The sequence below is a fragment of the Streptomyces sp. NBC_01235 genome, assembly GCF_035989285.1.
Classification (GTDB): domain Bacteria; phylum Actinomycetota; class Actinomycetes; order Streptomycetales; family Streptomycetaceae; genus Streptomyces.
In genome coordinates this window covers 1-24,959 of the sequence record NZ_CP108513.1, presented here as the reverse complement: position 1 = coordinate 24,959, position 24,959 = coordinate 1, and the positions used below count along the sequence as shown (strand labels likewise).

The window sequence follows — 24,959 nt, the reverse complement described above, 5'->3', positions numbered from 1 at the left end:
GGCTCCTCCTGGAGGCATCGGGGGCGTTCAGTGCCGGCCGGCGGACCGTGGCCGTCCCAGACGCCGGCTCATCCGCGTGACCATCGACCACCGGATCATCGCCTCGCTGGTGGCGGGCAGGGTCTCGTAGTCCCGGGCCAGACGGCGGGAGTTCATCAGCCACGCGAACGTGCGCTCGGCCACCCAGCGCCTGGGCAGCACCACGAACCCTGCCATGTCGTCGGTGCGCTTGACGATCTCCAAGGTCAGGGCGAGTTTGTCCCGGCACCAGCCGACGAGGGAGTCGGTGTAGCCGCCGTCGGCCCAGACGAGGGTGATGTCGCGGTGCAGGCGGCGCAGCCGGGTCAGCAGGCCCGCGGCGGCGTCCCGGTCGCCGATGTTCGCGGCGGTGACCGCGACGGCCAGGAGCAGGCCGAGGCAGTCGGTCACGATGTGCCGCTTGCGGCCCGGCACCTTCTTCCCGCCGTCGTAGCCGCGTGAGGCGGCAGGCACCGTCGCGGCGGCCCGTACCGACTGCGCGTCGATGATCCCCGCAGTGGGCTCGGCCTCGCGGCCCTCGCGCTCACGGAGCGTCCCGCGCAGCCGGTCGTGGAACTCGGCGATCAGCCCGTGCTCGCGCCAGCGGCGGAAGAAGGCGTAGACCCGGGCCCATGCGGGGAAGTCCGCGGGCATCGCCCGCCAGGAGATCCCGCCCGCGACCAGTTACTGACGTTGTCGCCGTGATGTCGTCAAGGTGAGGCGGGTTTCGGCGAGGCATCCGTTGATGAGGTTGCTGCGGTACTGGATCTGGCGGAGGCCGTGTCGGAGCGTGCTGATGAGGTGGTCGGGGTCGGTGAAGGCGGTGTTGACCTGGCTGCTGCGCCGCAGCAGGGACCAGATGCCCTCGACTGGGTTGAGGTCCGGTGCGTAGGCCGGCAGGAAGTGGCAGGTGATCCAGTCGTGGGTGTCGATGAACTCCCGCAGTCGGCGGTCCTTGTGGACGTTGAGGTTGTCCCACACGAGCACAATGGGTGCGCCGAGCTGCTGATGCGGCGATGAGGAGGTCGCGGTAGTCGGTCCAGGTGAAACTGCGTCTGCCGCCGCGCTTGTGATCGAGATGCCGCTTGGGCCGGTAGATCAGCCGTGAGCGTTCACCATGTTTGTAGCAGGCCAGAGCGGCGATGGAGAAGCGGCGCTGGGAGCGTCCCCGGACCCGGATGACGGGTGTGCGTCCGCGCCGGGCCCAGGTCCGTGCGGTGGGCGGCGTCATCGAGAAGCCGGCTTCGTCTTCGAAGCACAGCCAGGCGTCGAGCGCCGCCACGGACCTTCCACCTGCGGCCAGGTCTCCTTCACCCAGCCCGCCACGGCCTCCTCGTCGCGCTCGACCGCGCGGCGGGCCGGGACCTGGTGACTGAAGCCGTGCCGGTGCAGCATCCGCGCGATCGCCGACAACGTCATGCTCTTGTGGAACCGGCGCCCGATCAGCGTCTTGATCCGGGTCAGCGTCCACGTCTGGTCCGGCCAGCCGTGCGCGACCGGCCCCTTGGCGAGCTCCTGCTCGAGTGACGCTCGGAGGGGGGCTTGTTGGTGTACGGGGCGGCGGCTGGTGTGAGTGGGCGGTGGGGCGGCAGTGGGTGGGCGTCAGCGGAATCGCGGTGTGGAGGTCCTGGTAGTGGTTCTGGGACCGGGTTGTGGTCGCTGTCATGGGGTGACCAAGCGGCTGTTGTGGGGCGGTTAGCAGCTCGGGTTGTGGCTGTCATGGGTTTCGTTGTTCCTGTGTGAGGGGCTGGCGGGGTCGGGTGGGCTGGGCCGTGTGACGGTTTCGGCGGGTGGGGCTGGGGCGGGGTCGGCTGGTGTGGTGCCGCCGGTGGGTGTGTCGTTGGCGCGGGGTGTGGTGGTGCGGCGGCTTCTTGCGGTGGATGAGGAGGGGACGCTGTCGCGGTTGCATGTGCGGATCGCGGCGGAGCTGGCGGGGGTGTCGGAGCGGACGGTGTGGCGGTGGCTGGCCGATGGGCGCCGGGGCCATGTCGAGGCGAGGCCGCGGCAGGACGGGTTTTCGCTGAGTGATCCCTTGTGGGAGGTCCTGGCTCAGGCGGGCGGGAATGTTGCGGAGTTGCGGCGCAGGATGCTCCGGGCGCAGGAAGAGGGGGCGTTGGAGGAATGGGGTGCGCAGTGTGTGCCGTCGCTGCCGACGTTGCACCGGGTGATCAAGCGGGATCTGGGGGCGGGCCGGGTGCTTGAGGTGGCCCGTCCGGCAGGGGCCCGCGCCGGGGTGGAGCCGAGTCCGTATGACCGGGCGCTGGCGGACTTGGGGTTCGCGGACGGGGCGGACGGACCGGCTGTTGTCGACGGGCCGCCCGCCGACGTGCCGGTGCCGGAGGACGCCGCGGATGCGGGGGTGCGGGCCGGTGGGGTGCGGTTGTACGTGCCGGGGGCGCGGCTGGTGTCGACGCGGCAGGTGGCCGGGGTGGTGGAGGCGGTGGGTCATACGGTCGCGGCGCGCGGGATGTGCTGTGTGTACGGGGATCCGGGGCTGGGCAAGACGGTCGCTGTTGAGCAGGCGTTGCGTCTTTTGCCGGGCCGGGTGCCGGTGTGGCGGGCGGTGGCCGGGGTCGCGCCCGGTCTGCCGCAGTTGCGGGCCTGCCTGTGTGAGGCGCTCGGGCTGCCGTCGGGGGCGCTGACGCACCGGGCCGGGCCGGCCGGTCAGGCTCTCGAGCGGACTCTGGCCGAGCCGGGTGTGCTGGTCGTCGATGACGCCCAGCGGCTGACGCCGCCCTTGCTGGACTATCTGCGGCAGTTGTGGGACGCGCCGGGCTGCGCGGCGGCGCTGGTGCTGTGCGGGGCGGGAAGCGAACGCGCTGTGGCGCGGGCGTCGGCGCTGCGCTCGCGGGTGCTGACCTGGCACCAGGTCGGCCGGCTTGAGCCGTCTCAACTGCAGCAGACGCTGGGCCTGTTCCATCCGGTGTGGGCGCAGGCGGACCCGGACGACCTGGCGCGGGTGGACGAGCAGATGGCGCACGGCAATTTCCGCACCTGGGCGAAGATCACGTCGCATGTCTACGCGGCCCGTGAGCGCGATCCCGTACGGCGGGTGGATGGGGAGCTGATCGAGCAGGCCTGCGCGCGTCTTGGCTGCGATGTGCCGGTGTGGTGTCAGTGGGTGGTGTCAGTGACGGCATGTCAGGTCAGGGTGTTTTCGCTGTTGGTGGGGTGTTGAGCGTGGGGAGTCACTGACATGGGGCGGTGTCTGGTGCCGTCGTGGCTGTCATGGGGCGCTACACCCTTCCCTGTTCCGCTGTCATGGGAACGGCACTTCTGATCCTTCGAGGGCCGGTCGGCGGCACGGTGGTCGGCGTCGGGTTTGGGCGTCGGGAGGGTGTGGGGTGGGGGAGCCGGGCGTGTGGGGTGAGGTCGCGGCGGGGTTGAGGGTGTCCAGGCCGGTGCTGGTTGCGCGGCTGCTGGAGCTCGAGGCGGCGGGGGCGTTGACCACGGCGCACGTGCGTGCGGGCGCGCAGGTCGGTGGGGTGAATGTGCGCACGGTGTGGCGCTGGCTGGATGCGGCGCGGACGGAGGGCCGTGTGGAGCGCAGGCCGCGGGCCCGGCTGGAGTTGTCCGACCAGGTGTGGGAGGTGCTGGCACAGGCGGGCGGGAACGTGTCGGTGCTGCACCGGCATTTGAAGGATGCCGGGGGAGAAGTGCCGTCGCTGGCGTCGCTGTACCGGGTGGTGCGGCGGGACCTGGAGGCCGGCAGGGTCTTGCCGGATCGTGTGGTGGTGCGGCGGGAGCGGGAGGAGCAGCGGACACGGCAGGCGCTGGTTGACCTTGCGCTGGCCGGGATGCGTGAGGGCGGCGCGGCGAAGGGGGTGGCGCGCCGGCCGCCGCACCCCGCGCCGGCGGCGGCGTCCGCGGTCCTGCCGTCGGGGGAGAGCGGTGCGATGGCGGGTGTGGCGTTGCCGGCGGGAGCACAGCTGGTGCGGACGTCGTCGGTGCGGGCGGTGGCCGAGGCGGTCGGGCAGGCGATGGCGGCGGAGGGCGCGGTGTGTGTGTTCGGTGACCCGGGCCGGGGCAAGACCGCGGCCGTGCGGATGGCGCTCCACGAGGTCCCGCCGGGCTGGAAGGTGACGTGGGTGCCGGTGCCGGTGCGCCCGTCGGTGTCTGGCATGAGGCGGGCGGTGTTCGATGCTTTGGCGCTGCCGGGCCGTTTCCCGCACACGTCGGCGCTGGCCGACGCCGCGGTCGTGGGGGCTTTGGGTGAGGCGCGGGTGCTGGTGGTCGATGAGGCGCAGCGCCTGCCTGTGCCGTGCCTGGAGTACCTGCAGAGCCTGTGGGACGACCCCGGCACGCGGATCACGCTGGTGCTGTGCGGGTCGGGCAGCGAGCGGGCGCTGGCCCGGCTGCCGCAGCTGGCATCGCGGATCGGCGGGTGGCAGGAGGTTCCGCGCCTGGCTGCAGCGGAAGTGGCGGCCGTGGTGACCGGCTTCCATCCGCTGTGGCGCACCGTCGCGGCCCCGGATCTGACGTGGATCGACCAGTCGTGCGCCCACGGCGCGTTCCGCATGTGGGCCGCTCTGACTGCCCACCTGCAGAACGCGCTGCTGACCACCGCTGACGCGGCCGTCGACCGGGCTTTGCTGAGGCGGCTGTTCAGGAGGGTCGCGCCGCCGCTATGAACCAAGCGCTGTGCAAGAGGCGGGAGGGCGATTGCAGGCGCTCGGCACCCGGCACGCACACGATGTCCCACCGCGGGAGGGGAGCTGACATGGAGGACGGTGACGCCGTCCGTGCAGGCGGCGGGCTGCCCGCGGCATCGAGGAGGGCACTGCGCGGTCCGGCGGTACGGCGGCTGCTCGCTCTGCGGGCGGGGAAGAAGCTGACAGCGGGTCATGTGCGGGTGGCTGCAGACGCGTTGGGGGTGGCGGAGCGCACGGTGTGGCGGTGGCTGGCCGCGGCTGAGGGTGATGAGGCCGCGGCCGCCAGCCCTGGTGCCCCGCCCCGGGCCGGTGCGACGTTCACGATCACGCCTGAAGTCCGTGGGCTGTTGGCACTGTGGAAGGGGAACGTGCGGGCCGTCCATCGCGAACTGGTCCTCCGTGCCGCTCGGAAGTCTCCGCCTGCAGACGCACCGTCGCTGACGACGCTGCATCGCGCGATCCGCCGTGATCTGACGCCGGGGGAGCGGGCCGGGCTCGCGGGAGGGGAGCGGGCGGCGCGCAAGCATGATGTGTTCCTGGCCCGGCCGCGGGGCTGGCGCAACCAGGTGTGGGAGACCGACCACGTCCAAGCGGCGGTGCTGGTCGACGTCGACGGCACCGCCCGCAGGCCGTGGATCACGTGGTTCACCGACTGCGCGACGAACGCGATCACGGGTGTCGCGGTCACGCCGGGGGATCCGTCGCGGGAGTCGGTGCTTTCCGCGCTGCGCTCCGCGGTCCTGCGTGAGGATCCCTACGGCCCGTTCGGCGGCCTGCCGGAGAAAGTACGGGTGGACCGCGGCAAGGACTTCCTGTCCAGGACGGTGACCGCCGCGTTCGATCTCCTGGACGTGACGGTGGAGGACCTGCCCGCCTACACCCCCCACCTCAAGGGCACCGTGGAGGGTCTCAACCGGGCGGTGGAGAGCATGTTCCTGGCCGCGCTGCCCGGCTACGCCCGCCAGCCGCGTCCCGGCAAGCGGGCTTCCCGCCCGAAGGACGAAGTGCTGCTCGGTTTCGAGGACTTCACCGCCAGGCTGCTGGATTGGACGCTCTGGTGGAACACCGAGCATCGCCCCGCGCCCTTGCGGGGCAAGACGCCGCTTGAGGCGTGGCAGGAGGATCCGACCCCGCTGAGGGACGTGCCGGCGACGGATCTGTGGACGTTCACCCTGGAGGACGCCGGCACTCGCACGCTGACCACCCGCGGCATCCGCTTCAGGAGACGCGACTATGTGGGCCCGTGGATGACCGGTCAGGCCGGTATCCAGGTCAGGGTCCGCTACATGCCCCACCACGACCACCGGATCGAGGTCTACCACGCGGTCACCGGCCGCTACCTCGGTCCCGCAGATCTGGCCGACCGGGCCACCGAGGAACAGGTCAGCGCCGTACGGCGAGCACGGGCCGCCCGCACCCGCCGCCTCAAGAAGGACCTGGAGGTTTCCCAGCGCGAGCGCTACGCCGCCGTGAACCAGCCCGAGGCCCCTCAGCGGCTCGGTGCGTTGACCACCGCGCAGGCCGAGGCCGAACTCGCCCAGGCCGCTGACACCGACCTGTCGCAGCTGTCGCTGCCGGACCTCATCCCGCCCGCCGCGCCGCCGACCGGGTGGCGTACCCCTGCTTCCCTGGCCGCGCTGACCACGCCAGACCGGCCCACCCCGCTCCCGTCCGGCCGTGATTCCGTTCCCGCTCCGGACGGCCCCGATGGGCGGGCCGCACGTCCCACCACCGACAAAGACGGAGACGCCTCGTGACCGCGGCCACCTACCAGTACGTCGACCTGCCCGACGCCTCCGTGGTCACAACCCGCGCCCTGCTCACTGCCCGGGAGAACATCACCGACACCGTCGCCGCCCGCGCCATGATGTGCATCCACGGCGGCGCCGGCTTCGGCAAGACCCTTGCCGTCAACACCTGCTTGCGCGAACTCGAACCCGGCGAGGACGTCCGCAAGATCACCTTCCGGGCCCGGCCCACCGCCCGCGCGGTGCGCTACGAACTGTTCACCGCGCTCGACCTGGCCGGTGAACCACCGCGCCACCCCAGTGAATTCGACCGTCTGCTAAAGATGGCCCTGGCCGAACGCCCCCGTACCTTCCTGGTCGATGAGGCGCAGTGGCTCAACGGGGAGGCGTTCGAATATTTCCGCTACCTGTGGGACGAACCTGCCACCCAGCTCGCGATCATCTTCGTCGGCGGGGAGGGCTGCCACACCGTGCTGCGCCGCGAACCGATGCTGTCCTCCCGCATCTTCATCTGGCAGCACTTCACCCGCCTCACCCCCGGCGAGGTCCTGGAGGCCATTCCCCTGTTCCACCCGGTGTGGGCCGACGCCGATCCCGACGACATAGCCTTCGCCGACCAGCACGCCGCACACGGCAACTTCCGCGCCTGGGCCCAGCTGACCGCCCACACCCGCACCGCCCTGGCCCGCACCGGCCGCTCCCGTGTGGATCAGGAGCTGCTGCGCTGGGCCTTCAGCCGCCTCGCCTGACCACCACGTCGCCATGCCGCCCGCCGTGCCCCCGCCGCCCGTAGCCGTGGTCATCGACCCAGGCGACGACGCGGTCCACACGCACACTGCCCTGGCCGCCCACCATCCGCCCTCCGGGCGGATCACCCTGCACCCCGGCCCGGGCACCACCAGCGAGACCGGCCTCGCCCACGACCTTCTCGCCGCCCTAGGCAAACCGCCCCTGCTCCCGGGGCGTTTCCCCGCCGGCCGTCAGCCCGCCTGGGAAGCCGCCACCGCCTGGATCACTGCCCTGCCCGTCACCCGGCTGACCGTCCTGCGCACCCACCGCCTCACCGCCCGCCGCACAATGCGCCTCCTGCAACTGCGCGCCCTCACCGGCATCCACCTGACCTTGATCTGCCACCGCCCCCACCTGCCCGCCGCCCTGCACCAGGCCCTGCAGACGGCCGACTACGCCGTCACCACCGACTTCCAGGCCGCCCGCCGCCACTACTACGGCACGACCGCACCCGTACCCCAGCCTGTTGACGAACCCGCCCGGCCGGCAGACCGGTGGCTCACCCTGCCCGTGCTGGACCGCCTCGTCTCCTACGACAGCCCCGCTCCATGTACCGCCCCGTGCACGCCGCCAGTGATCACCTTCCGGCACCGCCCGCCACCCGCACCGTTCACCGAGCAGACAGCCCGGGAAATCGCCCGACGCCTGGCCACCGTGACCGCCCACCCCCGCTTGGCCGCCGCCCTCGCCGCCGCGCTCTTCACCGGCGCCTCCTTCCAACAGCTCGCCACCGCCCGCCCAGGCGACTACGACGACACCGCAGCCACCCTGGCCCTGCACGACCGCACCCGCTACACCGACGGCTGCGCTACCTACGGTGTGCCGTCGTGGGCGCGCGTCTTCCTGAAGGCCGCCGTCTGCTTCGCTCGGCTCGCTCCTGGCCAGGACCAGCATCTGCTGGCCGGCCCTCACGACCGCGCCCACCTGCTGCGCGTAGCGGAGGCGGCCAGGCTCCGCCCGCCCCAGCCGTCCGCCGGCCCGCGCACCGGCGGTATCCAGTGGGATTGGCGCGAACGCAAGGAAGCACAGTGCTATGACGCGATGCTGACGCGGCACCAGATCCCGCCCTCGTCCTGAACCCGGCCCCAGGCGCACGTCAGTCGATGGAGAAATCGGCGAACTCCACGTCGGTGAAGGCGATCCCGAGACCGTGAGCACGTCGGCCTCCGTCCCGGAAATAGGCATGCCCCAAAGCCCGGGCGAGGATCACCAGCTGCTGCTGCTCGCCCCCGCCGGCATCCCGGGCGGCGAACAGCTCGCGGGCCACTTCTCCTGATAAGTACTGGGTGATCAGCCGTACTCGTGGATCGTCCGACGAGCCTGCCGGAGCGGCGAATCCGAACCGCGCCCTGGTGTGGAAGACGAACCCGTCGGCCTCGGCCCGGGCCCGCCGGCGGGCGCGCACCAGGGGCTGCCACCGTGCTCTGACAGCCTCATCGATCAACCCCGCATGCACGGCACTGGGACGGCGGCGCATTCCCGGCCGGGTGGTGACCCACCTCTGGACCGTGCGCTGGGAGATCCCCAGGAGGACAGCCACGTTCATCGTGGAGCCCTTCTCCGCCCTGAGCAGGAAACGCACAGCGGCATCCCGCGTAGGCACGGGACGGGTCAGCAACGCCCGCTCGAGCCCTTTGACGATCTCACCCATGCCCGCCCCCGAGCGTTCTGCCACCGCGATGGCTGGTGCACGGCGGCGGTCTGCTCTCCCAGATCTCTCACACCAAGCCGCTCTCCCCGGTCAGTTCAGGCATAGCCAAGACACCACCGCAGGCCCTCGGCTAGAGAGCCAGCAGTAACCCAAGCCCGAGAACACCCTTCCCGAAGCAACCGTGAACCCCCACCGCCATTTACGCCATCCGTACGTGTTTGGTACGCGAAACGTACGCTTCACGCTAGAGTTGCGGGACTGGAGGTGCTGCATGTCCGAGCTGTTCGACGCGGTCGACGCGCTCATCGCGTCCCGTTCCCCGCTGCCGCCCCCGGCGGAGCGCAGGCGGCTGCGCCAGGCGCACGGCCTGACGCTGGACGAGGTGGCCGCCGCACTACAGGTGCGGCGCGCGACGGTCGGCGGCTGGGAGGCCGGTAAGACCGAGCCTCGGCCGCCGGAGCGCGACGCCTATGCCCGCATGCTCAAGCAGCTCGCCCAGCTCTACCCCGCCAACGCCCCGGTGCCCTCTGAGGACACGGCGGCCCCCGAGACGCCTGCCCCCCCAGCCGCTCCTGCGCCAACGGGAGCTGAACCGGCCAAAGCCCGCACCGAACCCACAGCACCGATCCAGGAGCCAGCTTCTGAGAACACCGCGCTGCGCCCTGCCACTGTGCCGCATCCGGGGGCCACGACCAGGCTGACGTCGCGTCGGTCGCCCGCGCGGAAGGCCGCCCCGGCTGGCACCCCAGCCGGTGGTGCCGATGCGCGGTTCGAGAACGGGCCGCTCGCGGTCGTCGACGTCGAAGACGGTCAGGTGCTGGCGTACTGCGTCGGCGGCCTGGTACTTGACGTACCGGCGAAGTCGATTGCGGCCCTGGTGGAGTGGATGCTGAGCGAGGGGCGGCTCGGTCAGCCGAAGCTGTCCGGGCCAGGCAAGGACGCCGACCCGCTGCTCGTGCTGACCGACGCCGCGCTGGAGCGCTACGGCCTGCCCGTCACGCTCACCAAGGAGGAGCGCCTGGCCGGCCGGATCCCGGAGGGCCACAAGGTCATCAAGCAGCTGACGCGCGCCGACTGGCAGCTGACCAAGCGCGGGTTTGGGCCGTGGGCGAGGATCTACCGCCCCGCGCAGGGCTCGGAACGCTCCTGCGTGCAGTTGTGCATCCCGTCGTGGGACGCGCTCGACACCCGGCACTGGGCCGACACAGGGCAGTTGCCGCCGGCGGACCTGGCCCGGCTGCTGGGCACGTATGCGGCCCGCGTGATGACGCCGCGCGGATCGACCGCCGTGACCGGCCTGGAGCTGATGACTGCCCTGCACCCGCCGACCCGTGCCTCCGAACCGGACGCAACGGGCAAGCGGCACTCCGAGCACAACCCCGGCTCTCTGGGCAAGGATCCGGTGGACTGCGCACCGTGCGAGGCCCCCGACGGGCACCCGCTGGTCGCAGACCTGCCGCGCTTCCACCACCGCACCCCGGCTGAAGTCTTGGTGGAGGAGGCGTACGACTGGGCGCGCCCGCTCACCGACGCCGAATGCCTTCGCCCTCACCTGGTGGGCATCGACGTGAACATGGCCTTCGCCGCTGGCGCGAACGGCCTCACGGTCGGCCTTGGGGCGCCGACGCACGTCAAGAACCCCGTCTTCGATCCGAAACTGCCCGGTTCCTGGCTGGTCGACCTGAGCCACGTCGACCTGTCCCGCGTGAAGGTGGCCAAGGACAAATGGGCGCAGCTGGACGCCGGGCTGCTGCCCAGTCCGTTCACGCCGAAGGGCGAGCGCCCGGAAGGGCCGGCCTGGTACGCCACGCCCACCGTCGCGTACGCGGTCGAACTGGGCTACGAGGTGCGCCCGGTCGAGGCGTGGGTGCGCTACGACAACGGGCGTTACCTGGACGGCTGGTACAACCGGCTGCGCGACGCGTACCTCGCCACGATGGCCGACCTCGGCGTGCACGCGGGCCTGTCGCCGGCCGACTTCCTCGCGGCGATGGACGGCTACCGGCAGCGTGACCCCCAACTGGCGATCGTGGTGTCCGCGGTCAAGGCGACGGTGAAGGGGGGCATCGGCAAGCTGCGTGAGCGTCCGCGCGGGGAGGGTTGGAAGCCCGGGCAGCCGTGGCGGGCCCTTGCCCGGCCGACGTGGCGTCCGGACATCCGCGCCGCCGTCATCTCCCGCACGCGGATCAACATGCACCGCAAGATCGTCAAGCACGCGGCGTTCACCGGGCAGTACCCGGTCGCGGTCCTCTCGGACTGCGCCGTCTACGCCTCCGACGGGCCGTCGCCGCTGGACTTCCTGCCCTACCGGGACGGCAAGCCCCTGCCCGGCGGCTTCAAGCTCGGCGTGAACCCCGGCCTCGTCAAGTGGGAGGGCACGCAGAGCGTGCTGTGGGGCGAGGGCGTTCGCGAGCGGTTCGACGCCCCGGACCTCAACCTCGCGCGGTACATCAAGGACGGCACCGTCACCGACCAGGACACCGGGGAGTAGGTAGAGCGCGATGAGCCTGTTCGGCAACGGCCTGGACGCCGCAGTGCACAAGGCGTTCACCCGCCCAGCGCCCAAGAGCGCGCCCGCGCAGATGCGGTACCTGGTCAAGCAGCTCAAGAGCACCAAGGCGGTCGCCCAGATGCTGCGGATCTCGCAGCGCACGGTCGAGCGGTACGTGAAGAACCAGATCAAGAAGCCCCGCCCGGACCTCGCAGCCCGCCTGGAGCGGGAGGTGAAGAAGCGGTGGCAGCCGCAGATCCGCGCCCAGGCGCGGCAAAAGGCGGCGACCACCGGCGGCATCGTCATTGACACCCGCGCCCGCATCGGCTACACCGCACCAATCGGCACGACGGACGAGGACCGCCTTCGACACCTGACCGTCGCGCTGCCGCCCCGCTACGCCGCCCGCCTCTTCGACGCCCAGGAGGCCGGCGCCACCGACCGGCAGCTCCAGCGGATCGCCGCCGAAGCACTCAAGGAGATGTACTTCCAGGACAACGGCCGCCGCGCCGGCCAGCTGGAGGAGGTCCGCTTCACGGACATCGAGCACCTCGAGTTCGACCTGTAGCAACCGCGCCCGAACAGCCTGCGAGCCCGGACCTGTGACTGAGCGCTTTACTTGGCGAGTGAGTGTTGTACTTGGCGGAGTTGAGCGCTGGTGATCGAGGGAGGTAGCGAGCCGGTCGGTGTAGGCGTTGGGTAACTCCTTTCGGGATCAAGGTGCACGACAACGTCCAACCGTTCGGGGCAGTTGATCCATCGTCGGTCTACTCGTCGATGGCGGCGTCGACGATGCCGCCATGGCGGGCGAGAGCCTCGCCCAGTGCCTTCCGTCCCTCGCTGCCAGGAGCACTGGCCTGCCACGCGGAGAACGCGTTCCTTACGATCTCGCCTCCGCGATACGGGGCAAGGTCTGAGGGCGCAGCGCCGTCGTAAAGCGGGAGGAGGCCTGTCAGGATGGCCCGCGCGTCCGTCGACTGTGGATGCCGGGCGGCCCGCCGGGCTACGTGGTCCGGCGCTTCCACGAGTGGAGTCTGTTCCACCGTGCGCCGGGTCAGGTCCAGCCATGTTTGGTCGTCCAGGCCCACGGCGAAGGAGAAGGCGCCTGCACCGTGCAGGTGAGCGTGGCCCTCCGGTACTTCCAGGGCGAGCACGGCCCGCCAGAAGCGGAAGGCGTTGTCGTTCAGGTCTTCCCCGCTACCGTCCTTGGGTAAAATCCTCGCTGTCCGAGAGAGTAGGCGCGAAACCGCAGCTGGGCCGGCGGCTCGCTGAGCCAAGGCCGATACGAAGCCTTCGATCGGTCCGAGGACGTCCGGGGCGATGAGGAAGGCGTGCGCGCACCGAAATGCTTCCTGGTCGATGTCGGGGGAGCACAGGAGAGCTTGCAGCCGGTCCGGGTCGATCTGGCCGAACACATCCACGTTGACCGGCAGGTGCTTGAGCCAGGTGCGAGCGGGCCGCCACGTATCGTCGAGGCTGAGAAGCTCGGCGCGATGGTCGGCGAACCAACGGCGGGCATGTCGGTGAAGCGGTGTGAGGGCCCACCCGATAGCGGCCAGCGCTCGGTCGTCTGGGGCGGCGTCGAGGATGGCGTCGAGGCGTGCGGTCATCTCCACGGGGGGCGCGCCTTCAACACGGGAACGATGGCTACCCCAACGGATCAGGGCAAGTAGCGCGAGGCCCCCGACCGAGTTCGACATCACGTCGGCAGGGTCTGCCGTCGATTGAGTGGGAGCGGTCCATGCCGCGACGATACCGTCGAGCCAGACGGCGACCTCGGCCGCGGTCTCGCCGAGATCGACGTCGCGGGACCAAGCGGTATGGAGAAGACGGCAGAAGCTGCGCTCAAGGCGTTGGGCCGCTTCGGCGTCCCCTGCAGGGGAATCCGCGACAGGGATGAGGTCCCACATAGCGAGAACCATGCGGCGGATGGTCTCAGCGTCGGCGGACGTCCGGCCGGCGGTGATCTGGTTCTCCAGGGCGGCGAAGTAGGCGGCCTGCAGGTGGAGGTCCACAAGCTCGGCCGACACCTGTTCCGGGTCGGCCATCCAGGTCTCAGGTGCCTCGCTGACCAGGGTGGACAGCAGGACTTCCTCATCGTCCCGCTCACGACTGGTGTCGCCCGGCTCTGCCGCCGCAGCGAGCATGCGGGCGGCGGCGACGGCTCCGTCGGAGCCAGCCGCGGCGGACAGCTCGGCGAATCCGTCCTCGGGTACCCGCTCCACCGAGACGACTTCCCATCGTGGTGCGGGCCGCTCCGGCGGAGTGCCGAACCGCTCGGCGAAGAGATCGAGGACGGGCTGCCAGAGAGCGAGGACGGACGCTGGCAGGATGGGCGAGAGCGACCACACCATGAACCAGGTCCGGACCGTGGGCAGCGGCTTGCGATCTTTGAGTGCCTGGAGGCCGGCTTCGAGACCGGCCGCGTCCGGCGGGGCGCCAAGACCATTCGCCAGCGCGGCCTCCATTTGAGGCGATCGCGCCTCGGAGCAGGCGCTGTTCACGGCGCGCAGGAAGTCCGCGAGGTCCGCCGTCGTCCTCCGCATGGCTCCAATCCGTGAGATGACTCCGAGCGCCGCCTCCCACCAGACGTCCGACTCGTTCCCCGGTGGGACCTCCAAGAGGTGCACCGCGACCAGCCGGTCGAGCACCGGTCCTGCGGGAAGCCCACTGGACCACTGCCTTGTACGGACACCGAGAGCGAGTCCGTATCCCGCCTCGTACCGTGCGAAGTCCAAGCACGCCCGCGCGATCAACCGCACCAGCGAGTCGCCCGGATGCGTGGCGCCAACCGACCGCAGGTCGTTCTCAACCTCGAACTCGCCGACACCGTCGGGAGAATTCAAGCCAGCCGCCATCACCTCCGCCAGGCCCTGTCGCACCAGATTCGCCACCGAGATCTCTGGCCCGCCGTCCTCAGGCCGGGCCCCGGCCGCCTTGAGATGCTCCAGTGCTTGCTGCGCCTCCCAGGGATCCAGCCAGCTGGTGGCTGCGGCGCTCTTCAGCACGCGGGTCACCACGCTGACCCACTGTCCGTTCCGCTCCCGCGCAGGAACGTCAACAGCCCAGTAGTGGATGTCGAGCAGCAAGCCATCGGTCTCGCTGGTCTTCACGAGCCGCAGGACGAACGCGCTCGCGGCGGCGCCGAGCACTCGGGCCAGGCGCACTGTCTGCGCTGTAGCGGCAGGCCCCAGCTTCGTGATCGCGTTGAGTCTGGCATCGAGCCATGCCAGCACGCGTTCGGGATCCTTAGCCGCGAGGCGTTCGAAATACGAGGCAGCGGTCCACCTGTCGCTCTCCGGCAACAGCCTGTTCTCCGGGAGCAGGTCGAGCCATGCCGAGCTGGTGGCCTTCTCGAAGAAGTAGCTGTTGGCTCTGGGGTCGGTGATCCTTGAGACTTCGTCGGCCTCTTCCTGAGTGGGCTGGGAGAGGTTGACGAGTTCGCGTAGCCGCGGCGCCCGGGCTGGAAGGTCTACGAACAGTTGCTCGACGGCGGCGATGATCTTGTGCAAAGTCGAGGCGGCAAGCTCGGTGTCGGCGGATTCGCCATGCACCGTCACGTTGGCGTCCTGGTAGAAGTCCGACCATGCCTTGATGGCCTGGAGTTCGACAGCGCCCGGTTCCCGGCGAGTCTGCTGATGGACCAGCTTGCTGACCTTCCGCGCCCGGAACTCCCAGCCGTTGGCCTGCTCGTACGTGAACGCGGCGAATGCTTCTTCGACCGCCTCGAACTCGGCGGCCAGAGCGTCCCGCAGGAAGGCCTCATGGGCCTTGCGGGCTTCGAACAGTTCACGGAGTCTGACGAAGACCGCGTCGCCTTCGGACAACCGGTCCGGAAGGGCATCCAAGGCATCGACCTCAGCCGCCAGAGCAGCCCGCGCTTCGAACACGGCTGACGGGTTCGCTACCGGGGCCTTGTGCTGGCCCCGCGCCGCCACCACAGCCTTCAGCTTGGTGAACAGGGCGTCCTTCGAAGTGAGTTCGGCCGGGAGACTGCCGAGCGCGTCGAGCTCGGCCTCCAGTTTCTCCAGCGCCCCGGAGGATCTCCGGGCGTTCAGCAGCACCTTGAGCCTGGCGGAGAGCTCCCGCCCCGTACTCCCTGTGCCGATGAACTCTGACTCCTTGCCGGCGAGCTTCAGCAGACCCTCCACCGCGCCGCGACAGCAGGAGATCACGATCTCACTCCGCCGCTCCCACTCCTGCTCCTCTGTCAGCAGCCGGTCTGCCGACCGCAACAGACCCAAGGCACGAACTCCTGGTTCGCCCAGGTCGGTCAACGCGACAGAGAGGGGGGACCCGTCAGCCAGCTCGGGCGCCTTGCTCAAACGGAGGCAGTGGTCAGAGCGTTCGTCCATCTCGGCAACGTATCGAATCGGCAGCCAGCCGACACGACGCTCGGTGGGAACACGGTAGGGGTGCTACTACGTCGCCCAGCAGCCACGCCCGAGGGAATGAGCGTCGTACTTGGCGGGTCGGGCCAACTACAGCGCTCAGTTTGCGTGCGGAGGCATGATCGGTCCTGTGCCCCACCATGCTCAAGTGGCCAGCGTGGTCCGGCTGCCTTACCCCTCAACATCGTCTTGGACCAGCCGTGCCCAATGCTTACGGCCGCGGGCCTCATCTGATGCGTATACAAAGCGAGTCACCGTCCATTCTGGGGCGACGAGCGGTGAGAATACAGAAGTGGCTACGGTCTGAAACCCTCGGATTGACGAGCTGAGAAGCTCCGTAACGTTTTGTTCGAAATCGGCATTGCCGCCGCCGTAGAGCTCATCGACCAGCAGGAGTGTTGGCTGTGTACGAGCATAGGTCTCCGCGAGGGCTACGAGGACCTCAAGTACCACGCTCCTATCCAGCGATCTATCGTGACCTCGATCTGAAATGACCTTGTCACCCAGGGTGTACTCGGCCTGAATCTGATCTTCCACAATCCGTATCTGCTTGACTGCTCCGCGAACGATCTCTGGCAACTCCGTGATCAGATTTCGAACGGCCCAATGATCCAGCCCGAGCAGCCTTCCTAGCTCGCGCACATCTCGAGGCGCATATGCCCAAACCGACGGGAGAGTGACTATTCGATACGGCTGGGAGAGAAACGGCACAGCGGTTCCGTCAGCCGAGAAGAGCAGTTGCTCGCCTTCGGCTCTGAACTCGGCTCGGCGTGGTTGGGGGTCGTACCAGTTGATCGCCGCGTGCACTGTCGAATCCGATCGGTCCCGGCGATCCATGATAATTGAAGGTGAGGACAAACCGGACAGGAGTGAAATGAAGTGAGTCTTGCCGATACCCGTTCCGCCGAGGAAAAGATTGCATCGCGAGAACCGTACGGTCGTCGGCTCCGCTAGCCAGATATCCTTGAGAATGTCGATGGAGTGGATCCATCCGAAAGGGCGGGATATGCCGCCGTGCTCCATGCGGATTCGTGTCTCATGGAGGTCTTTCCACCCTCGTAGTAGTGACGCAGGATAGGCCCCGCCAGCGTTGGTATCGACAAGACGCGCGCAACGGGCACATAGCCAGATTCCGTTGGGAGGAGCGCTGCGTTGGGTGTCGGTCAGGCCGCCGGTGCCCCGGGGGCCGTTGGGCGCTGCAGCATAGATATGGGCGGCCGTGCCTGTGAGCTCAAAGTCCGCGCTGCCCGATCCTGGGCCAATGGTTAGCACTCCACAGCCTGGGTTGGAGCACCGGTAAGCTGCCCTCAGCGCCAGTGTGCCCTTGGTCTTATCCGTGAAGTTCGCCCGTCGACCCGACTGCTCGGAGTCCACAGCATCTCCCTTCGTTCGTTCAACGAAGAGGCACCATAGTCCGGGGACTGGTCGGCTTCCCCCTGCAGCCCGCTCAGGGTCCCAACTGTGGTGCTCAGGCTCGCCAACTATGGCGCCCAGTCACAGGGCCGATCGGGTCCGGACTCGCAGGCGTATCCACGGCAGGGGATCGGATGCTCATGCACGAGATGCCCACGTCCTACTCCGGAGGCGGCGTCACCAGCTTTGTAGTGCTCGGGTCGACGTCCGCTGCACAGGCCAGGGTCGGGAGGTCGCGGTCGAGCAGGCCGTTCATTTCGATGGCCACACGGCTGAGCAGGTGGGCGGCTTGGACGGACTGGCCGTCGGCGACGGCGGCGTAGAACCGGGCGGCATAGGTGATGGCGTCGACATCGCCGATCGTGTCGGACATTCCGATGGCGAACGGCACGGTGCCGACCAGCTTCCCGGTCTGGGCTGCGGAGTGGCAGGAGTTCAGCAGGACCAGCAGCGGCTTGTCGTCCACGGCGGCGATGGCCCGGGCGAAGGCGCTGGCGCTGACGATGGCACCTTCGTGGAAGCCGTTCTCGCCCTTCTCGAAAGCGATCAGGTCCTGTGTGCTGTGGCCGGAGAAGTGCACGACGTGGGGACGGAACCGGGTCAGCGCGTCCAGGAAGACGTCCGCCGTCGCAGCAGGGTGGACATCCAGTTCGACAAGGTTGCGATGGGTGGCGCTCTGCACGGCCGCACGAATCCTCTGTTGTTCCTGGCCGACTCGCAGGTCACCGGCGGAGGCGGCTGCCAGTAGCAGCACTCGCAGTTTCTCCGGCTTCGGGGCCCGCAGTTCTTTCAGCACTGTGCGCACCTCGCCCTCCGTCGCCGACAGGCGGCTCTCGATCTTCTGCTGCTCAGCTGCGGCATGACGCTCCGTCTTCTGCTGTTCACGCTGGCGAGCCTTCTCTGCGGCGGCCCGCTCAACCTGTTCCGCCTTCGCCAGCTTGGCCGACAGGTCAGCTGCCTCCTTGGAGAGCTTGCCGACCTTGGCGCTCCACGTGCTGGCGTCCTGGCCAGCTTTGTTGGCCTCGTTCTCGTACCGCTGGGCAGCACGCTGCTTGCTGTTGACGGTGCCCTGGCTGCTCGCCTTGGCGGCTGCGGCTTTCTCCTTCGTGGCCTTCGCGCGCTTGTCGGCTTCCTTCTTGCGGAACTCGCCGACCTTCTTCTCCGCGTCAGCGCGAGCCTTGTTCTTTCTGTCCAGCTGGCTCCGGTAGTAACTGGCGTTCATGGGCGTGCCTCTCTGCGGTTCCCGTCTCGCCAGGCTATGGCCACCCACTGACAACGCCCCTCGCCGCTTCCCACAGCGTTCCTGCAGGTGTGGCGGCAAGACGGGCAGTCCTGTGCGGGTCCGCTGACGATCGTGGCGGACGGGTCACGTTCCTTGCCCCGAAGGCCATCTGAGCGCTGGTAGATACTGGCCGCCATGGCAGAAGGCTCCGATCCGCAGCAGGACGTCACCTACCGGGCGCCGGTCGGCTCCGTCGATCTCAAGGCGTTCGACGAAGACGGCAACTCGTACGAGATCCGTGCGTGCCACGACTGTCTGCCGTGGTACGCGGAGGTCGTGGTCGTTGCCGGGGAAGTCCTCGTCAGGGAGTGGCATGCGGTGGGATGTCCGCAGTTCCAGGAGCTCATCCGGGACTGAGACGGGAATTCATCGCCCAGGGTCGGGACACATCTCCTATGGGTGATGATGTTGTAGTGAGTCTGGACCTGAGCAATTACGAACTCCTCTGGCCCGCATCGCTGTTCATATCCGAGGGCGAGCGCGTGCTCCGGTCCACAGGCTCCTGGCAGGACCGGGCTATTTGGCTCATGACGGAGGCCCTGACCGGCACAACTGCAGTCGCCGACTTCGAGGATCTGCCCAACCACACCGCGCCGACATCCGATCCCTGGGCGACCACCGCCACCGGCTGGGGCACCAAACGGGCCGTGATGGACCAGCACGACTGGTTCACCGAACTCATCCGCCGGGCGCCCGAGCTCAGGCATGCGGCCGCGCCCCGGCCGTACTGGCCGCAGCGCCGCGGCAACGGACTCGCTCACGATGGCAGTACCGCGCGGGACACCCGACGGGACTTCGCGCGGCTCATCGGCGAGTTCGCCGACAACGGCTACCTGGTCGAAGTCTTCGGCGAGGAATGCATCGACGATCACAGCGAGCTGCCTGACCCCTCCGACGTGATCGACAGGCGACTTGGCATCCCTGATCTGTGGCCGCTGGCGCCGGAGGCGTGGGGCGAAGACACCTTCTATGGGCTGATCGAGGTGTTCCACGACCTGGTGAGCCGCCCCCGTACGCGGCGCTTCCACTCCTACAGCGGCTGCGGATGGCACCACTCGGAGTTTCACAACGGCCCGGCACGCGTCCTGTACCGGTGGAAAGTCAACCAGCTGTTGCGCGAGGCCGGCATCGATTACGAACTGGCCGCCGAGGGTGAGGACCTCGGGCGCCTGGTCGCCGTCACCGACGACGCCCGAAGCCAGCTGGTGCACCGCGCCCTCAACGACAGCCCACCCGACACCACCGCCGGTGTCCGCCACGCCATCGCCCTCTTCCGAGGGCGTGACACGTCAGCCGAGAGCAAGCGATCGGCCATCTTCAACCTCGCCCGCATCCTTGAGGAACGCCGTGCCCTGATCAAGCAGCACCTCGGGAAGGACGAAGGCGCGCTGTTCGAGATCGCCAACCGCTTCGACCTGCGCCACCGCCGGGCCGACCAGCGCGGCGAGTACGACGAAGCATTCCTCGACTGGATCTTCTGGTGGTACCTCGCCACGGTAGAGCTGACCAACCGGCTGATCGCGTTGCGGCGCCTCGCCTGAGCCGTGGCGCCGAACGTGCCTCCCCGATCGGGTGACTGTCTCAGTAGTCGTCCCGTTCGGAGGGCGGTCCGTACTGCTCGATGAGGTCGCAGGTGCAGGTGCCGCCTTCGTACGACTCCTTCTCGCACTTGTCATGGTGGTCTCGCTCCAGCAGCGGCTTCGCGGGAACGGGCCGCGGGCTGAGTGCGGTGGGTCGGGCCGGGGCAGTCTGGTCGGCAGCGCGGAACTCGATGTCCACGACAGCGGAGGCGATTTCGTCCTTGCGCCACTTCTCGGGGGAGTTGTGGTTCACCAGGCCGCCTGCGTAGGCCATGCGCAGCAGTTCGGCCTTGGTGTGCTTGCGCATCAGCTCGTTCATGCGCGACATCCGCGCCCTGCCCCCCGCCGCCTGAGCCTCGCCGTCCGTCACGGTGTCGCCCTGGTCGTGCTCCTTCTGCGCCTGTGCGTCCGATGGCGCGGGCTGGAGGGGACCGTCGTCCACCGATGCCGGGCTGGACGGGGCCGGCACCGCTGCCTTCGCCCAGGGCACGCCCAGGGAGGCGACGGCGGCCTGCTGTTCGGGGGTGAGCTTGTCCCACCTCGCCCGGGTGTTCGATGTCCATACGCCTAGCTTGACGATCACCGGCTCGGTCTCGCCGTCGACCGCGATCTGTTCACTGTGGCCGCGCGGTACAGGCCGGTGGGCTCCTTCCCGCTCGACCCACTGCGCGAGGGCCGCCAGGCCCCGCTGGAACGCCTGCTGCGCCTTGCCCGGGCCCTTCGTCGCGCGCGGAGCAGCAGGGGCCGGAGACGGCGCCTGGACGGGCTTCACGCCCAGCGTGGACAGCCGCTCCTGTTGCTCGGTCGACAGCTGCGCCCAAGTAGCCGGCTGGGACTGCCGCTGGAGCCACCGCCCGATGTCATCGCCGTCCATCAGCACGCCCGGCTGGATCTCGGGCAGGCTGCCGTCGGCGTCGACCAGGTCCGCGAGGACGCGGTAGTGGCGTTGCCAGTCCAGCGGCCACGGGCAGTTCCAGTCCGGGTCGATGGCCGCCAGCTGCTCCGCCCGCTTCGCCGCCCGCTCCGCGTCCTTACCGAGGCCGCCCTTGCGGCGGAGGTTGGCCATGTGCTGGCCGACCGGCACCATCGCCTCGCCCTCGCCCCACACCTGGTCCTGGCGGGGAGCAAGGTGGCCCGTGGCCTGCCGGTAGGAGCGCAGCGCGGCGAGTTTGGACTCCCACGCCTCCTCGCCCGGTTCCCACACCATTCCGGCCTCCGGGGCGTCCAGCAGCTCCTTGCGCCGCGGCTCCATCTCCCCGGCCCGCAGGGCCTTCCGCTGCTGGTGGACCCATCGCCCAAGCGGAAAATCTTTCGTCACCCCGACCTGGGTCTCTGTGTCGTAGGGAACGGCGTAGAGGCCGGTGATCTCGTTCTCGGCCCGCCAGCGGATGAGGGCCTGGTAGCCCTCGAGCCACACCAGGGACTCCGGCCGGTAGACCCGGGTGCGCAGGAAGGCCGCGATGGTCGACGCGTCGCGCGGGCTGGAGAAGTGGAGCAGGGCCGACTCGGCAGCGGCGTCGGTGCCGTCCTGCTCCTGGTTCTCACCGTCACCTTCGCCGCCGGCCCCGATGATCTGGCCGTCCTCATCGCGCTGGACGTGCACCTTGCGCTTCCCGCTGCTCAAGGCACGGGAAGCGAGCTGCTCAACGAGTCGTTCATCATGACTGCGTAGGCCCTGCAAAACCGCTACAAGAGGGCGAAAACTGGCGGAGGCGACCATGTCGGTAGGGTCCTCGCCGGGCTCCAGGAAGATCGGCACGATGATGCGGGCGATCTTCGTGCTGCCGTCGCGGTTGAGCCGGAGCGCGCGGCCGATGTTCTGGACGATCTCCACCTGGGAGCCGCGGGTGTCGGCGAAGCAGATCGCCTCCGCTCCGCGCTCGCCGGTGATGTCCACGCCTTCCCCGAGGACCCGCACGGAGGCGAGGAACGCGCGGTGTACGCGCCGGTTGTTGGCGTCGATGCCGTTGGCGAACTGTCGCAGCACCTCCCGGCGTTCGCTGACGAGGTGGTCGCCGCACAGCCACGCCGCCCACACCCGGTCCGGGGGTACGTGGCGGCCGGCCTCCAGGCCGTAGAACTCCGCGTCGATCGACGACGCCGGGAGCTCCTTCTCCGCCTTGACCATGGTCTCGCCATCGGTCTCGGTGACGTACAGCTGGGCAGCGGTTTCCGGCAGCTTCTCCGCGAACGCCGCGGCTTCCTCCACCTTCTGGTGGAAGGTCATGACGGTGCGCAGGTTGTACGCCGCCGCGTGCTCCAGCAGGGCGGTCTGCAGCAGGGCCAGGCGCCGGCCTCGCTGCGCCTCCTCCGATTCCCCGAGGACCGGGGAGGGGTCGCGGATCTCCAGGACGTCGATCTCGAACGGGGCGAGGATTTCCCGCTCGATCGCCTCCGAGAGCCCGAGTTCAGCCCCAGGCAGCCAGGCGCCGAACGTGCCGTCCGGGTCGTCGGCCATGCTCGCGATCTCCGCCTCCTGGCCGTCGGCGCCCTTCTGCGGCTGGGGCGAGGCGAGGATGCGCGGGGTGGCGGTCAGGTACAGCCGGAAGTCCGCCGGGATCCGGGCGTTGTCGTGGATCGCCGCCCACGGCCTCCCAAGATCGCCAGTGGTTCCGTGGGCTTCGTCGATGATGGCGAGCGAAAAACCGTCCATCTGCTGTCCGTACAGGCGCTCTCCGCCCGCCAGAGCGGCCTCCAGCGGCCCGCGCACCTTGCGCTGGCCCTCGGGTGCGTCGATGTCCTCGCGGTCCACGAGAGAGGCGTACGTGGCGAACACGATGACGGGCCCGTGCCCTGCCCACAGGGCGAGCTGGATCGGGTTGGTGGTGGTGCGCACTCCCAGTTCGTTCAGCACCGGGTCGTTCTCCAGCGAGCACACCGCGACCATGGGGGAGCGGTGGCCCACCGCCCGCCAGGCCTGGGCGGTCTGCACGAGCAGGTCCAGGGTCGGCACGGTCACGAGGATCCGGCCCTCGGGGAAGCACTCCAGCGCGCTCGCGGCGGCCATGATCGTTTTGCCGGATCCGGTCGCTGACACGATCGTGCCACGGGCACCCTGTGGGGGCACAGATGATCTTGCAGGGAATCCGACCCACTTACGGAAACTCGACTTCTGGTCGATCTGGTGTTTCTTGAGCGGAATCCTGCTCATCGCCCGTCCTCCTCTCCCGTGTCGTACAGCCAGCTGTTCTGAAGCCTTTCCAGTGCGGTTTCCTCCTGGCCGTGCTTCGTCCAGATCCCTTCGAGCCAGAGCGGGGTCGTCTCGATCCTCTCGCACAGCGCGAAGGACCCGGGCAGGTCGATCAGCACGAGCTCGCCCGCGAACATGCCGCCCGGCCCGTAGCGGCGCCACAGCCGCTCCAGCCGCGCCCGGTGCTCGTGCAGGTACGCGTCCAGCGTCTGCGGGTAGGTCTCCGGCTCCGCCAGGTGCACGGTCCGCAGGGCGATGTCCACGAGCTCCTGGGACGACTCCTGGTCCCACTGCTCGGAGGTGGTGCCGGTCACGGCGGCATAGTGTTGCTCGCACACGGCGAGGACGCGCTCGATGAGCTCCGCCGGCGCGTCGCTCTCCTCGTCACGAAGGGAAGGCCGACCGACACCCGTGTGCCGATCGGGCAGGGCGTGCAGTTCGCCGGTGCCGGCGCTTGCCTCCACCAGGTCCAGGCCGTGGTCGGCGAGGTGAGCCAGTAGCAAGCGAGACAGGACCTCCCCGTCCCGGGCGTGCAGCTGAGCGTTGTCCTCTCCGCTGTCGGGGGAGACGATCGCGCGGGTGAGGACGGTGTCGAAGAAGAACTCGGACAGGGCCTCGATCAACTCCGGGCGGGCAGATGCTGGCTGATCGTCCAGGGCGGCAACAGCGGCGTCCATGACCGCAGTGAGGAACCGCCCGCGAGCGCCCTGCAGTTGACGCGCCTCGCTCTGCGGGCTCTCCTCGACGGCCTCCACCACGCGGTACAGGCCCTGGTCCCCGTACAGGCCACCCGGCTTCTCCTTCGCCCGGCGCACCTTCGCCACGGCCTCCTCAACGGACCGCGCATAGGTGTAGTTCGTCACCACCGAGGCCCCGGGATGCGCCGGGTCAGTCCGCTGCGCCACGATCCGATAGCGGATCAGCCCGGAGTCAGACTCCACTGCCCCACCGCTCGCACCTTCCTGACGGTCCCGCAGCGCCTGGTGCCAGCGGTCCGCCTGAGCATCCCTCTCGGGAGAGTAGGCGTCCCACGCCGTGCCACCCATCAAGGTCCAGATGCGCCGCAACTCGTTCCGCCGAACCGCCGCCAGCCGCTCCTCCGTACTGAGTGGCCTCGGGTGACCCTCGCGGCTTTCCAGGCCACCCGCAGCCACCAACAGTTCGTGGATTTGTTCCGCCGTCAATCCGGTAACCTCACGCTGGATTTCCTCCCGTACCTTGAGGCGTATTTCGACGCTAAACAAATTCGTCCCCTTTCAAGACCTGCCCCAAGTGGTTGTGGGGTGTCCCATGTTTCCGCCAACGATACATGCTGCATCAACCTGATGCAGCCGCTACACTGGAACCCACACGAACGAGCGACCCCCACCACCTCGTAGCAAGCCCGGCCCGCGCCAGCGGGCCCCAAGGTTCTGGAGGCGCAGCCGGAAGGACCGTCAGGCGGGGGAGCGCAGCGGACCCGCCCAGGAGTCCGCAGGACTCCCCAACTCCCGCACAGAAACCCGACTAGCAGCACCTGACAGCCCCTCAGTTGGCGACCGGCGTACCGCCGCGCTGCGCCGGTCGCGCAGCGGCCGGCCCCACCGGATCCTGGAGCGCAGCGAAGGGATCCGCCCACGCACCGCGTGGGCAGCGGGAGCGCAGCGATCGCCGTCAACCCTGTTGCGTAGCAACAGGGTTCGCACCCGCGGAGCGGGTGCGTAACAACCGCGCGCAGCGCGGTTGTTCGCTTGCACATCGCGCAGCGATGTGGT

Annotated in this window: 16 protein-coding genes and 1 pseudogene; 9 read left to right on the top strand and 8 right to left on the bottom strand. The window is 69.2% G+C overall.

Annotation, left to right across the window (positions count from 1 at the left end):
• Positions 1-27: 27 nt before the first annotated feature.
• Both OG289_RS00090 and OG289_RS49470 read right to left on the bottom strand, forming a co-directional pair.
• A complete protein-coding gene (locus tag OG289_RS00090) occupies positions 28-687 on the bottom strand; it encodes an IS5 family transposase (RefSeq protein ID WP_327320538.1) in 660 nt (219 codons plus the stop codon).
• A gap of 15 nt (positions 688-702) precedes the next feature.
• Positions 703-1,554, bottom strand: a pseudogene (locus OG289_RS49470) (IS630 family transposase); the annotation flags it as partial.
• A gap of 292 nt (positions 1,555-1,846) precedes the next feature.
• Here OG289_RS49470 and OG289_RS00075 point away from each other — a divergent pair.
• The 5 genes from OG289_RS00075 to OG289_RS00055 all read left to right on the top strand — a co-directional run bounded on the left by OG289_RS00075 (position 1,847) and on the right by OG289_RS00055 (position 8,284).
• Positions 1,847-3,196, top strand: a complete 1,350-nt coding sequence (locus OG289_RS00075; RefSeq protein WP_327311938.1) for an ATP-binding protein — start codon at positions 1,847-1,849, stop codon at positions 3,194-3,196.
• A gap of 223 nt (positions 3,197-3,419) precedes the next feature.
• A complete protein-coding gene (locus OG289_RS00070; protein WP_327311937.1) occupies positions 3,420-4,649 on the top strand; it encodes an ATP-binding protein in 1,230 nt (409 codons plus the stop codon).
• An 89-nt stretch (positions 4,650-4,738) separates the two neighbouring features.
• Complete coding sequence (locus tag OG289_RS00065) at positions 4,739-6,427, top strand: transposase family protein (protein ID WP_327311936.1); 1,689 nt, start codon at positions 4,739-4,741, stop codon at positions 6,425-6,427.
• The gene (locus tag OG289_RS00060; protein ID WP_327311935.1) at positions 6,424-7,167 is read left to right on the top strand and encodes an ATP-binding protein; all 744 of its coding nucleotides are present in this window, start codon (positions 6,424-6,426) and stop codon (positions 7,165-7,167) included. Before OG289_RS00065 ends, OG289_RS00060 begins: the two co-directional genes overlap by 4 nt.
• 13 nt (positions 7,168-7,180) lie before the next feature.
• The gene (locus tag OG289_RS00055) at positions 7,181-8,284 is read left to right on the top strand and encodes a hypothetical protein (protein WP_327311934.1); all 1,104 of its coding nucleotides are present in this window, start codon (positions 7,181-7,183) and stop codon (positions 8,282-8,284) included.
• A 19-nt stretch (positions 8,285-8,303) separates the two neighbouring features.
• Here the strand turns inward: OG289_RS00055 and tpg (OG289_RS00050) are convergent, their stop codons facing one another.
• The gene (gene tpg / locus OG289_RS00050; protein ID WP_327311933.1) at positions 8,304-8,858 is read right to left on the bottom strand and encodes a telomere-protecting terminal protein Tpg; all 555 of its coding nucleotides are present in this window, start codon (positions 8,856-8,858) and stop codon (positions 8,304-8,306) included.
• 271 nt (positions 8,859-9,129) lie between these two features.
• Here tpg (OG289_RS00050) and tap point away from each other — a divergent pair, with 271 nt between their 5' ends.
• The gene (tap, locus tag OG289_RS00045) at positions 9,130-11,349 is read left to right on the top strand and encodes a telomere-associated protein Tap (RefSeq protein WP_327311932.1); all 2,220 of its coding nucleotides are present in this window, start codon (positions 9,130-9,132) and stop codon (positions 11,347-11,349) included.
• Between the two features lie 10 nt (positions 11,350-11,359).
• Positions 11,360-11,917, top strand: coding sequence for a telomere-protecting terminal protein Tpg (gene tpg, locus OG289_RS00040; RefSeq protein WP_327311931.1), 558 nt, complete (start codon positions 11,360-11,362; stop codon positions 11,915-11,917).
• A gap of 199 nt (positions 11,918-12,116) precedes the next feature.
• On the opposite strand, the gene OG289_RS00035 is transcribed toward tpg (OG289_RS00040), so the two are convergent.
• The 3 genes from OG289_RS00035 to OG289_RS00025 form a co-directional block, all read right to left on the bottom strand.
• Positions 12,117-15,704, bottom strand: coding sequence for a hypothetical protein (locus tag OG289_RS00035; RefSeq protein ID WP_327311930.1), 3,588 nt, complete (start codon positions 15,702-15,704; stop codon positions 12,117-12,119).
• 207 nt (positions 15,705-15,911) lie between these two features.
• Positions 15,912-17,114 carry a hypothetical protein gene (locus OG289_RS00030; protein ID WP_327311929.1) on the bottom strand — a complete coding sequence of 401 codons (1,203 nt, stop codon included), beginning with the start codon at positions 17,112-17,114 and terminating at the stop codon, positions 15,912-15,914.
• Between the two features lie 199 nt (positions 17,115-17,313).
• Positions 17,314-18,474, bottom strand: coding sequence for a hypothetical protein (locus OG289_RS00025; RefSeq protein WP_327311928.1), 1,161 nt, complete (start codon positions 18,472-18,474; stop codon positions 17,314-17,316).
• Between the two features lie 96 nt (positions 18,475-18,570).
• Between OG289_RS00025 and OG289_RS00020 the strand changes: the two genes are divergently transcribed.
• Together OG289_RS00020 and OG289_RS00015 are read left to right on the top strand one after the other, a co-directional pair.
• Positions 18,571-18,792, top strand: coding sequence for a hypothetical protein (locus OG289_RS00020; protein ID WP_006139020.1), 222 nt, complete (start codon positions 18,571-18,573; stop codon positions 18,790-18,792).
• Between the two features lie 38 nt (positions 18,793-18,830).
• Positions 18,831-19,976, top strand: a complete 1,146-nt coding sequence (locus tag OG289_RS00015; RefSeq protein WP_327311927.1) for a hypothetical protein — start codon at positions 18,831-18,833, stop codon at positions 19,974-19,976.
• A 40-nt stretch (positions 19,977-20,016) separates the two neighbouring features.
• On the opposite strand, the gene OG289_RS00010 is transcribed toward OG289_RS00015, so the two are convergent.
• Positions 20,017-23,166, bottom strand: a complete 3,150-nt coding sequence (locus tag OG289_RS00010; RefSeq protein WP_442818849.1) for a Helicase associated domain protein — start codon at positions 23,164-23,166, stop codon at positions 20,017-20,019.
• Positions 23,163-24,146 carry a hypothetical protein gene (locus tag OG289_RS00005; protein ID WP_327311926.1) on the bottom strand — a complete coding sequence of 328 codons (984 nt, stop codon included), beginning with the start codon at positions 24,144-24,146 and terminating at the stop codon, positions 23,163-23,165. Before OG289_RS00005 ends, OG289_RS00010 begins: the two co-directional genes overlap by 4 nt.
• Between the last annotated feature and the right edge of the window lie 813 nt (positions 24,147-24,959).